Annotated in this window: 9 protein-coding genes; 5 read left to right on the forward strand and 4 right to left on the reverse strand. The window is 67.7% G+C overall.

Annotation, left to right across the window (positions count from 1 at the left end; all coding sequences use genetic code 11):
- Positions 1 to 40 precede the first annotated feature (40 nt).
- Positions 41 to 565 (reverse strand): tetratricopeptide repeat protein, encoded by a 525-nt coding sequence (locus tag FL311_RS34990; RefSeq protein WP_141332029.1) that lies wholly within the window; start codon positions 563 to 565, stop codon positions 41 to 43.
- 4 nt (positions 566 to 569) lie between these two features.
- On the reverse strand, positions 570 to 2,069 hold the full coding sequence (locus FL311_RS34995) for a hypothetical protein (RefSeq protein ID WP_141332030.1): 1,500 nt from the start codon (positions 2,067 to 2,069) through the stop codon (positions 570 to 572).
- 190 nt (positions 2,070 to 2,259) lie between these two features.
- On the opposite strand from FL311_RS34995, the gene ruvX reads away from it, so the two are divergent.
- The gene (ruvX, locus tag FL311_RS35000) at positions 2,260 to 2,727 is read left to right on the forward strand and encodes a Holliday junction resolvase RuvX (RefSeq protein ID WP_141332031.1); all 468 of its coding nucleotides are present in this window, start codon (positions 2,260 to 2,262) and stop codon (positions 2,725 to 2,727) included.
- 13 nt (positions 2,728 to 2,740) lie between these two features.
- Here the strand turns inward: ruvX and FL311_RS35005 are convergent, their stop codons facing one another.
- On the reverse strand, positions 2,741 to 4,324 hold the full coding sequence (locus FL311_RS35005) for a glycosyltransferase family 39 protein (protein ID WP_141332032.1): 1,584 nt from the start codon (positions 4,322 to 4,324) through the stop codon (positions 2,741 to 2,743).
- A 615-nt stretch (positions 4,325 to 4,939) separates the two neighbouring features.
- On the opposite strand from FL311_RS35005, the gene FL311_RS35010 reads away from it, so the two are divergent.
- Genes FL311_RS35010 through FL311_RS35020 form a run of 3 tightly spaced genes read left to right on the forward strand, consistent with a single transcriptional unit; the run spans position 4,940 to position 9,673 of the window.
- A complete protein-coding gene (locus FL311_RS35010) occupies positions 4,940 to 7,003 on the forward strand; it encodes a PrkA family serine protein kinase (RefSeq protein WP_141332033.1) in 2,064 nt (687 codons plus the stop codon).
- Between the two features lie 26 nt (positions 7,004 to 7,029).
- Positions 7,030 to 8,139, forward strand: coding sequence for a DUF444 family protein (locus FL311_RS35015; protein ID WP_141332034.1), 1,110 nt, complete (start codon positions 7,030 to 7,032; stop codon positions 8,137 to 8,139).
- Between the two features lie 40 nt (positions 8,140 to 8,179).
- On the forward strand, positions 8,180 to 9,673 hold the full coding sequence (locus FL311_RS35020) for a SpoVR family protein (RefSeq protein WP_046715697.1): 1,494 nt from the start codon (positions 8,180 to 8,182) through the stop codon (positions 9,671 to 9,673).
- A gap of 24 nt (positions 9,674 to 9,697) precedes the next feature.
- Here the strand turns inward: FL311_RS35020 and FL311_RS35025 are convergent, their stop codons facing one another.
- The gene (locus tag FL311_RS35025) at positions 9,698 to 10,732 is read right to left on the reverse strand and encodes a serine/threonine-protein kinase (protein WP_194869484.1); all 1,035 of its coding nucleotides are present in this window, start codon (positions 10,730 to 10,732) and stop codon (positions 9,698 to 9,700) included.
- Between the two features lie 206 nt (positions 10,733 to 10,938).
- On the opposite strand from FL311_RS35025, the gene FL311_RS35030 reads away from it, so the two are divergent.
- Positions 10,939 to 11,835 carry a sigma-70 family RNA polymerase sigma factor gene (locus FL311_RS35030; RefSeq protein WP_194869485.1) on the forward strand — a complete coding sequence of 299 codons (897 nt, stop codon included), beginning with the start codon at positions 10,939 to 10,941 and terminating at the stop codon, positions 11,833 to 11,835.
- Positions 11,836 to 11,929: the final 94 nt, after the last annotated feature.

Below are 11,929 nucleotides of genomic sequence, written 5' to 3' on the forward strand. Positions count from 1 at the left end.
CCCGAGCGCCAGCGGCACTTCCTCCCCCCACGCCACCCAGCTACGGCTGCTGGGCGTCCTGCTTGAGCTTCTCCACCGCGACCAGCGTAATGGCCTTCACCAGCGCCCGCGCCCTGCGTCCCGCCGCCGTCTCACCGTGCGGGTCCACCTCCACCGCCTTCGACAGGTCCGTGAAGCCCTGCCGCTCCCCCTTGCGCAGGTACAGCTCCCCCCGGTTCGCCAGCGCCACCGGATGCCCCGCGTCCCGCGCCAGCGCCGCGCTGAACTCCGCGATGGCCTCCTCCAGCCGCCCGAGCTTCTGGTACACGGTGCCCAGCGCCGCGTGAGCGCCCGCGTCCCGAGGATTCCCGGCCACCAGCCCCTCGAAGAGGATGCGCGCCTCCTCCAGCCGCCCCGCGGCCGCCAGGTCACACCCCACCTGCGCAATCGCCTTCGCCTCCTCGAAGGTCATCCCCTCCACCTCCGCCCACGTCGCCTCGCCCCGCGCGAAGGACCGCATCCTGTGCACCGCCCCGGTCTCCATCCGCATGCCCTCGACTCCCTCGTGTTTGATGACGCGGCCCATGGACTCAGGCTCCGCGCAGGTTGGAGATGGCCGTCTTCGCCATCTCGTTGAACTTGGCGGACATGTTGCTCATCAGGTCGAACATGGCCTTGCGCTTCTCCAGCAGCCGCTGCAGCCGCAGCTCCAGCTCGCGCATGTCCCCGTCGAGCTTCGCCGCCTTCTTCTTGTCCACGTCCGTGGTGCCCAGCGTCGCGCGGTCCTCGCCCGCGGTCGCCATCTGCTCCATCACCTCCATGATTTCGGTGTCCGTGTCGCTGGAGATGGCGCCGAGGATCGCCTGCACCTTGTCCTCGATGCTCATGCGCGGGTTGTCGACGATGCCGCGAACACTCGAGCTCGCCTTGCTCGGCGTGTTCGTCTTCACGTCCTTCGACTGCTCCAGCTCCGCCTTCACATCCAACCAGCCGATGATGCCGTCGCGCCCGTCGATGCCCGCCGCCATCTCCAGCCGGTCGAAGTACTCCGGGTGGTCCTTGAAGAACTGCGCGGCCTTCTTCAGCGTCGAGGACGCTCCCTGATTGTTCAGCAGCGCCAGCATGTCCGCGCGAGTCACGCGGTCATCCTTCACGCCCGACGCCGTGTCGAACGTCCCCCAGTTGTCGCGCAGCACCGCCACCGCCTCGAGGTACTCGCGGAAGTCCGGGTCCTTCGACGTGGGCGGCTTGCCGCCCCCCACCGGCCCCGCTCCGCCCGAGCCGTTCGAACCGCCCGTGCCACCGGTGCCGCCCGTGCCACCGGTACCGCCCGTGCCACCTCCGGTCCCCGGTGACGGGGTGCCCGGCGTGGTGGGACGCGGCCCCGGCGACGGCCCTCCGGTGGAGGGAGGAGGCGTCGTTCCGGGCGGGCAGTCCTCCTGCTTGGGCGGGGACACCGGCGGCGCCGTCGGCCGGCCATAGCGGGCGAACTCCTCCCCCACCCGCTTGAGCTCCGCGCGGATGCCCGACAGCTTGATGCGGTCGTCGTTGTAGAACGTCCCCAGGACCGGCATCAGCGACGAGAGCAGCCCGCGCGAGTCCACCCGCTCGAACAGCGCCGCGTTCTGCGTGAGGAACCGGGCCGCGTCGCGAAGCTGCGGGGACAGGCTGGTGTCGTTGGCCGCGCGCCGCAGCTCCTCCTTCGACAGCGAACCGGACTTCTTCCCGTCCGCGAGGTCCAGCTGCTCGAAGTTCGCCTCCAGCACCTTCAGCGCGGCCTCGTACTCCAACATCTTCGGGTCCAACGCGCTGGTGCTCGCGGGCAGCAGCGGGGCATAGCCCTGGGTCTTCCCGGCGGCCCCCGCCGAGGCCGCGTACTCCGTCTTCGCCGCCGGGTTCTTCTTCAGCTCCTCCGCCACGCCCGCCACGCCCGTCGCCGCCTGCAGCACGTTGCCCGTCATGACGCCCGTGGCGGCCTTGATGGAGCTGGAGACGAGCGGAGAGGGAGTCCCCGCGTCCCCCGCCCCCTCCATCGCCGTGCCCTCCGGGCGGGCCAGCAGGTTCGTCGCGCTCTTCAAGAAGTCCACCATGAGTCCTCCCACGCGGCGGGTTGATGGAGTGCCGCGCGATGACGCGTGGGGGTTGCAGCGACGGTGCCGGGAGGCGGCCCGGCGACCACGCGAGCGAATTCCGTCGGTTAGCCGGACTGACAACCCGGGCACGTCCCCGTCAACGGACGGCGCGGTCCGTGAGGGAGGATGCGGTTAAGTTGCGCCACGCATGCGAACCCTGGGTTTGGACTTCGGAACCAAGACCATCGGCGTGGCCGTCTCGGATGGCCTGGGCCTCACCGCCCAGGCCGTCACCACCATCCGACGCACGTCCCTCAAGGCGGACCTGGCCGCCCTCGGCGCCCTGGCGCGCGAGCACGAGGCGGACCGCTTCGTCCTCGGCCTGCCGCTCAACATGGACGGCTCGGAGGGCCCCCGCGCGGAGGCCTCGCGCAAGTTCGCGGACGCCGTGACAGGGGCGCTCGGCATCCCGGTGGAGCTCTGGGACGAGCGGCTGTCCACCGTGGCCGCCACGCGCACGCTCCTGGAAGCGGACGTCAGCCGCGCCCGCCGCAAGGAGGTCATCGACCAGGTGGCCGCCCAGTTCATCCTCCAGGGCTGGCTGGACGCGCGCCGCCCCAGGGACACCGACTACCACCCGGACGACGACGACGACGAGCCCGGACACTCCGGGTGACACCGTCGAGCCGCTACGGCCGGCGCCGGTACACGTGCAGCGGCGCGGTGAAGCCGTCCAGCTCCTCGTAGGCGACGCCGTCCAGCGTCAGCGTGCGCCCGTCCAGCCGCACCCCGGGGTCCTTCGCCAGCGAGCCCTGGTCGAAGCGCACCAGCACCTCTGGCCGCGCCTCCCCCAGGAGCTTGCGGAAGGTGTCCCAGCGCACGCGCGCGATGCGCTCCTCGGGCAGCCCGGAGAAGAAGGCCACCTGCAGGTCCATGTAGTTGGGGTCCGTATCCAGCGCGAGCGCCCCGCCCTTCTCGGCCACCTCCGCCTTCACGAAGTCCGCCACGCGCATCACCGGCACGGGGTTGGTCGACGTGGGGCTCACCGGCCGCAGCGACGTCTGCAGGCGCCCGTCGTCGCGGAACGTGTACAGGCCCAGCGCCACCGGCAGCACCACCGCGAGCAGCGCGGACACCCCCGCCACCGCCTTGCGCGCGCCCTCGCCGCGCGAGCCCATCAGCGCCCAGAAGCCGAACGCGACGAACACCGGCACCACCGCCAGCTGCGTCACCGTGAAGCGCCCCAGCGGCACGAAGTTGAGCAGCACCACCGCGCGGAACGTGAAGTACGCCGCGGGCACCACCGCCGCCGCCACCAGCCAGCGCGTGTCTGGCCGCGCCTTCCACGCCTTCACCATGCCCCACAGACCGAGCAGCCCCACGCCCGGCGTCAGGGTGAGGAGCGCCACGCCCGGCCAGAAGAACAGCTGCTGCGCGCGCCAGCCGAGGGCCGCTCCCGAGCCCGCCGAGGACAGCACCCAGTCCCGGTGGAAGTCCTCCACCGCCTTCACCGGGTAGAACGGGTCGCCGTGCATCAGCTCGTTGCCCTGCATCCACAACAGGGGGAACGGCAGGCACGCCAGGCCGAAGCCCACCGCGCGCGTCACCGCCGCCACCTTGTCCTGGCTGCTGAAGAACAGCCCCAGGCACAACAGCGGGATGTACATCCACGCGTCGTAGCGCAGCGCGCACGCCAGGTTGAGCATCAGCGCGGCCTGGAACAGCGGCGCGAAGCGGTTCTCGTCCACCCCTTCCGCGTAGAACGCGAACGCGGCCAGCATGAAGAACAGCGACACCGCCTCGCTGCCCGCGGTGGTGGAGAACTGCAGGTGCATGCCCCACGCGCTGAACACCAGCGCGGCCACCACGCCCGCACGCCAGTCGAACAGCCGCCGCGTCAGCGCGAACAACGGCACCACCGACAGCACGCCGAACAGCAGGCTCACCACACGCCCGGCCACCTCCCGGTCGAACACCGCCAGCGCGAGGCCCACCAGGTACAGGTGCAGCGGGCCGAACTGGTACGCCCCATCACCGTACGCGGTGATGAGGTGCGGGGCGCGCAGCCACCGCTCCGCCAGCTCCGTGCGCACCACCGCGTCGCCGTACAGGTTCTCGTTCACGAAGAAGACGAGCAGCCGGGGCACCAGCGCCACCGCCAACAGCACTCCGATGAGAAGGCGCGTGCTCGGCTCGGGCGCGGGGGATGGGACCGCCGCGAGACTCGGCACGGAGGACGGAGGGTGGGAGACGGAGGTAGGTGCGGTCGCCATGACGCGCGGCAGGATACGCAGGCACGGCCCAAAGCCAAGCCGGCGACCCCGTCTTCTCCAGCCTCCCCGCAGCCGACTTCACGCTCAGCGAACCACACGCCGGAGCGAGCACACCGCCGCCCTCGCGCGCCCCGGAGGCCCAGCGGGCCCGAGCCAACGTGTACCGCGTGGCGAATGTATCACCCTTCGGTGCAGGCACGCCCGCCTGGCTGCTGTCAGGGATGTCTTGGCGCCCCTCACCTGCACCGCCGACATGTGGAAGGAACACAGACGCCGCCCCACAACCAGCCAACAGTCCGCCTCCGGCAAGGCCGTCAGGCGTTCAATACCCCTCGCGTTCCGGGGGGGCACCTACCCCGTTGCACGCGCCGCCCTATAATCACCCTTGCCTCTTCACCCCGTGGAGGGGGCGCGCCTGTTCCGGCGTCCTGCCCCTGACACGAGCGTAACGCGCGGTCCCATTCCGCGGCGGGGTCCCGAATTGGCTGCAGGGCTGTCGTGCCTGGGACCTCGGCGGGATGGTTGTGGAATGGCAATCCAGCCCTCCAGGTTCACCATTCTGGCCCCCTAGGGCGCGAGTGCCTCGCACCCCAGGCCGGCTTCCGAGGGAGAGACATGAGGGACGCTGAGAAGGGTTCGTGGGTCTCCAAAATCGCCGCGCTCCAGGACGCGAAGACCTACGCGGAGCTCAACTGGGAAGGCAACTTCGAGGAGTACCTCGAAATCGTCCGGAAGAACCCCAAGGTGACACGCACGGCCTTCCAGAGGATCTACGACATGATCCTCAGCCACGGGAAGACGGAGTACATCGACAACAAGAAGAAGCTCATCCGCTACCACTTCTTCAGCGATGAGAAGTTCGGCGGCAAGGACGCCATCTTCGGCCTGGACGTGCCGCTGATGAAGCTGGTGAACGTCTTCAAGTCCGCGGCCCAGGGCTACGGCACCGAGAAGCGCGTCATCCTGCTGCACGGCCCCGTGGGCTCGTCCAAGTCCACCATCGCGCGGCTGCTCAAGAAGGGCACCGAGGACTACTCGAAGACGCCCGAGGGCGCCGCGTACACCTTCTCCTGGACCACCGACAAGAAGCTGCCGGACGGAACCGTCGTGAAGGAGAAGATGAAGTGCCCCATGAACGAGGAGCCGCTCAACCTGGTTCCCCGCGAGTGGCGCGCCAAGGTCTACCAGGAGCTGTCGCCGCCGGACTCCGGCTACACCATCCCGGACGGCTCGGAGCTGTGCCCCGCCTGCCGCTTCGTCTTCAAGGACCTGATGACCCAGTACCACGGTGACTTCGCGCGGGTGATGGACCACGTGCGCGTCAACCGCCTGGTCTTCAGCGAGAAGGACCGCGTGGGCATCGGCACCTTCCAGCCCAAGGACGAGAAGAACCAGGACTCCACCGAGCTCACCGGTGACATCAACTACCGGAAGATCGCCGAGTACGGCTCGGACTCCGACCCGCGCGCGTTCAACTTCGACGGCGAGTTCAACATCGCCAACCGCGGCATCATCGAGTTCGTCGAGGTGCTCAAGCTGGACGTCGCCTTCCTCTACGACCTGCTCGGCGCGTCGCAGGAGCACAAAATCAAGCCGAAGAAGTTCCCGCAGACGGACATCGACGAGGTCATCCTCGGCCACACCAACGAGCCCGAGTACAAGAAGCTCGAGAACAACGAGTTCATGGAGGCCCTGCGCGACCGCACGGTGAAGATCGACGTGCCGTACATCACCAAGCTCGCCGAGGAGGTGAAGATCTACGAGAAGGACTTCAACTCCCGCGCCATCAAGGGCAAGCACATCGCGCCGCACACGCTGGAGATGGCGGCCATGTGGGCGGTGCTCACGCGCCTGGAGGAGCCCAAGAAGCACAACCTGTCGCTCCTGCAGAAGCTCAAGCTCTACAACGGCAAGACGCTCCCCAACTTCACCGAGGACAACATCAAGGAGCTGCGCAAGGAGAGCATCCGCGAGGGCCTGGAGGGCATCTCCCCGCGCTACATCCAGGATAAAATCTCCAACGCGCTGGTGAGCGACAAGGGCGAGGGCTGCATCAACCCCTTCATGGTCCTCAACGAGCTGGAGGCGGGCCTCAAGACGCACTCGCTCATCAACAACGAGGACGCGCGCAAGCGGATGAAGGAGCTGCTCACCTCCGTGAAGCAGGAGTACGAGGACATCGTCAAGAACGAGGTCCAGCGCGCCATCAGCGCCGACGAGGACGCCATCGGCAAGCTGTGCGGCAACTACATCGACAACATCAAGGCCTACACCCAGAAGGAGAAGGTCAAGAACAAGTACACCGGCCTCTACGAGGAGCCGGACGAGCGGCTGATGCGGGCCATCGAAGAGAAGATCGACATCCCCGACAGCCGCAAGGACGACTTCCGGCGCGAAATCATGAACTACATCGGCGCGCTGGCGGTGGAGGGGAAGACCTTCAACTACCGGACCAACGAGCGGCTGCACAAGGCGCTCGAGCTGAAGCTGTTCGAGGACCAGAAGGACAGCATCAAGCTCAAGAACCTCGTCTCCTCCGTCGTGGACAAGGAGACCCAGGAGAAGATCGACCTGGTGAAGGACCGGATGATGAAGAACTACGGCTACTGCGAGATCTGCTCCACCGACGTGTTGAACTTCGTGGCGAGCATCTTCGCCCGCGGCGACGCGAAGGAGTAACCACCTCAGGAGAAGGGCGAGCCGTCGTGACCTTGAAGATCCACCAGGACCACTCCCGCTTCAAACAGATCGTCCGCGGGAAGATCAAAGCCAACCTGCGCAAGTACGTGCAGAAGGGCGAGATGATTGGGAAGAAGGGCAAGGATGCCATCAGCATCCCCATCCCCTTCATCGACATCCCCCGCTTCAAGTACGGCCACAAGGAGCAGGGCGGCGTCGGACAGGGTGACGGCGAGGTGGGCCAGCAGCTCGGCCCCGGGGCGGTGGAGCCCGGGGACGGGCACCAGGCCGGCCAGGGTGAGGGAGACCACGCCCTGGAGGTGGATGTCACGCTCGAGGAGCTGGCGCAGATACTGGGCGAGGAGCTGCAGCTGCCCCACATCGAGCGGCGCCAGAACGAGAAGATCATCACCCAGAAGATTCGCTACACCGGCATCAACACCACCGGCCCCGAATCCCTGCGCCACTTCAAGCGCACCTTCAAGCAGGCCCTGCGCAGACAAATCGCCGCCGGCACCTACGACGCCGCCAGGCCCGTCATCATCCCCACCCGCGAGGACCGCCGCTACCGCAGCTACAAGCTGCAGGACCTCCCGGAGACCAACGCCGTCATCATCTACATGATGGACGTGTCCGGCTCCATGGGTGACGAGCAGAAGGAGATCGTCCGCATCGAGAGCTTCTGGCTCGATACGTGGCTGCGCCACCAATACAAGGGCCTGGAGGCGCGCTACATCATCCACGACGCGGTGGCGCGCGAGGTGGACCGCGACACGTTCTTCCATACCCGCGAGTCCGGCGGGACGATGATCTCCAGCGCCTACAAGCTCTGCCGCGACATCATCCTGGCCGACTACCCGAAGAGCGCCTGGAACGTCTATCCGTTCCACTTCAGCGACGGGGACAACTGGAGCGCGGACGACACGCGCCAGTGCATCGAGATGCTGCGCAACGACGTGCTGCCCAACGTCAACCAGTTCGCCTACGGACAGGTGGAGTCCCCCTACGGCAGCGGTCAGTTCATCAAGGACCTTCGCGAGGCGGTGGGTGACACCCCCAACGTCGCGCTCAGCGAAATCGCGGACAAGGACGCCATCTACGCGTCCATCAAGGACTTCCTCGGCAAGGGACGCTGAAGAGCCAGCGCCCCCACCTGTCCTCCGGAGAGACTTCCCGATGCCCAAGAGCCTTACGCCCCGTCTCGCCGCGCTGAGGGATGAGATCCACGGCTACGCGAAGGAGTTCGGACTCGACTTCTTCGACACCGTCTTCGAGATGGTGTCCTACGACGAGATGAACATGGTCGCCGCCTACGGCGGCTTCCCCACCCGCTACCCGCACTGGCGCTGGGGCATGGAGTACGAGCAGCTCTCCAAGGGCTACGAGTACGGCCTGAGCAAGATCTACGAGCTCGTCATCAACAACGACCCCTGCTACGCGTACTTGATGGAGAGCAACCCGGAGGTGGACCAGAAGCTGGTCATGGCCCACGTCTACGGTCACTGCGACTTCTTCAAGAACAACTTCTCCTTCCGCCACACCAACCGGCGGATGATCGACGAGATGGCCAACCACGCCACGCGGGTGCGCCGCTGGGTGGACAAGATCGGCGTGGAGAAGGTCGAGGACTTCATCGACCGGACCCTGAGCCTGGAGAACCTCATCGACCAGCACTCGCCCCACATCCGGCGCAACCCGGACCCCAGGCGCGCCGAGGACGAGCTCAAGTCCAACGAGCGCGTGGAGGGCTTCAAGGTCGGCCGCGAGTACATGCGCGGCTACATCAACCCGTCCGAGTTCCTCGACTCCCAGCGCAAGAAGGTGGAGGACGAGAAGCAGCGGGCCAAGAAGTTCCCCGAGCGCCCCCAGCGCGACGTGCTGCTCTTCCTCCTGGAGGAGGCGCCGCTGGAGCCGTGGGAGTCGGACATCCTGGCCATCCTCCGCGAGGAGGCCTACTACTTCGCGCCCCAGGGTCAGACGAAGATCATGAACGAGGGCTGGGCCAGCTACTGGCACTCCACCATCATGACCCGCAGGGCGCTGCGCGACGACGAAATCATCGACTACGCGGACCACCACTCCGGCACCATGGGGACACGCCCCGGCGCCATCAATCCCTACAAGCTGGGCATCGAGCTGTGGCGGGACATCGAGGAGCGCTGGAACAAGGGCCGCTTCGGCAAGGAGTGGGACGAGTGTGATGACCTGCGCGCCCGCCGCAACTGGGACAAGAAGCTGGGCGCCGGACGCGAGAAGATCTTCGAGGTCCGCAAGCACTACAACGACATCACCTTCATCGACACGTTCCTGACGCCCGAGTTCGCGATGGAGCAGAAGCTCTTCGTGTATGGCTTCAACGACAAGCGCAACTCGTGGGAGATCCTCGACCGCGAGTTCCGCAAGGTGAAGAGCAAGCTGTTGCAGGGGCTCACCAACTTCGGCCAGCCCATCATCGAGGTGGTGGACGGCAACCACGAGAACCGCGGGGAGCTGCTGCTCGCGCACAAGCACGACGGCCAGGACCTCAAGGGCGACTACGCCCGGGAGACACTGCGCAACCTCCAGTCCCTGTGGCGCCGCCCCGTCAACATCGTCACCCGCTACGACAACAAGGGCGTGATGCTGCGCTTCGACGGGACGAACCAGACGGAGAAGAAGGTGGAGCTGTAGCGCCCCAAGCAGCCGGAGACCCGCTCACGGGCGGGTCTCCGCGATGGCGGCGGACCGCACGGGCGCGAAGCCCGCGGCCGGCCCCTGCGACACCAGACGCTCCAGCGCGGTGCACAGCGCATCCACGCGGCCGAAGCGCGCGGACGGGTCCTCCTCCAGACAGCGCTCGACGGCCTCCGCGAAGTCCAGGTCGATTCCCGGCACCAGGTCCACCAGCGGCACCAGCGCGGCCGCCACCCGGCCCGCCTCCAGGTCCGCACCGGAGGCGCGCACATGCGGGACACGCCCGGTGCACAGCTCGTACACGAGCAGCCCCAGGGCATACAAATCACTCTGCGGCGTGGCCGGCGCCCCCAGGCGCACCTCGGGCGCCATGTAGCGCGGCGTGCCGACGACGCCCGGCACGGCCCACGGCTTCGAGCGGTCCGTCCCCACGAAGGCCGCGAGCCCGAAGTCGAGCAGCTTGATGCTGCCATCCGCGTCCAGGATGGCGTTGCCCGGCTTCACGTCCCGGTGGAGCACCCCGCGCTGATGCGCGGCCCTCAAGCCCCGCGAAAGCCCCAGCGCGATGTCCAGCACGTACCGCCACGGCAGGGGCGGCGCCAGCTCCGCCAGGCTCTTGCCGTCCACGTACTCGTACACCAGATACGGCCGCCCCTCGACCTGCCCCGCCCGGAACACGGTGACGACGTTGGGGTGCTTGATGCGGGCGATGGCGCGCGCCTCGATGGCGAAGCTGTCCAACGTGCTGGTGTCTGGCTCCAGCGCGACGCTCAGCTTGAGCGCGACGAGCCGGTCCAACGACGTGTCATGCGCCAGGTACACCGCGCCCATGCCCCCCCGCCCCAACAGCCGCACCAGGTGGAACTCGTCCAGCACCCCGGGCGGCACCCAGGTCCGCGCCACCGTGGGCCCCCAGGCAGGCGCGGGCGCGTCCACGCTCCCCGTCTGGCTGCGCATGACGGCGACCAGCAGCTCCCGACACGCGGGGCACTCGGCGGCGTGGCGATGGACGCGCCCCCTCGCCGCGCCGTCCAGCCGCTCCTCGACGAGCGCCACCACGTCTTCCTCGCACAGGCAGCCGGATGTAAGGATTTGACACCCCCCTGTATGCCCCCGGTCAGAGCCTCTCACAAAACGGACTTCATCCGGTAAAGCGAGAAACTCTCCCCTTTCATGCCCAAAGACGACCTTCACCCAGATTAACCCGCACTCAGAGCAAGTCAGGCTCCATCGGTTATAATGGCGGCATGGAGGAGGGGGGCTTGGCATTCGCACCGTTATTCCTGGCGCATGCGGGCGTCCCGCCGGAGGACGTCACGCCCGAGGTGTTGGAGCCGTGGCTGTCACGGCTCTGGAACGAAGGCCGGGAGCACTGGCCGGACATCCCGTTGGGCGCCGAGAGCTTCATGCGACACCTGGCCCTCCACCTCCCGCGCCTGGCGCCGGGCGAGGACTGGGGGACGGCGCTGGAGCGGCTCGAGGCCGGCGACCTCTATCTGGCGTGCGGCTGCGTGCAGGGACTGGGCACGGCGCTCGCCGCCTTCGAGCGGCACCACATGGCCAGCGTGCCGACGGTGCTCGCGCACATGCGGCTGCCGGCGGCGATGGTGGACGAGGTGCGGCAGCAGGTCCGTGAGCGGCTGCTGGTGCGCACCGCCGCCGCGCCACGCATCGCCGAGTACTCCGGCCGGGGTACCCTGGCCAACTGGGTGCGGGTGGTGGCCCTGCGCACGGCCCTGAGCCTGCTGCGCAAGTCCCAGGAGCCCTGCCCGTCGAGCGACACCGTCCTGGAGCTGCTGCCCACCCCCTCGCCCGACCCCGAGCTGGAGGCCATCCAACGCCGGTACCACGACGCGTTCCGGAAGGCCTTGGAGGACGCCTTCGCCATCCTCCCCGGAGAGCACCGCTACCTGCTGCGCCTCCACTTCGTGGATCGCCTCTCCACCCCGAAGCTCGGCACCCTCTTCGGCGTCAACCAGTCCACCGTCTCGCGCTGGCTGCACAGCGCCCAGCAGGCCGTGCACGACGAGACGCGGCGCCTGCTCAAGGAACGCCTGGACCTCTCCTCCCAGGAGTTCACCAGCGTCCTGCGCAGCGTGGAGAGCCATCTGCATCTCAGCCTCACGCGCATCCTCGATGAAACAATTCACCCAAAGTGAATATCGAGAATTGATGCATAGGTTGATTCGGGCGTGCGTCTTCAAGACGCGAACGTCGCTCGGGCCCGCCTGGGGCTCGCGCTCACGCCATCCA

Source organism: Myxococcus sp. AB025B, assembly GCF_006518215.1.
Taxonomy (GTDB): Bacteria; Myxococcota; Myxococcia; order Myxococcales; family Myxococcaceae; genus Myxococcus; species Myxococcus fulvus.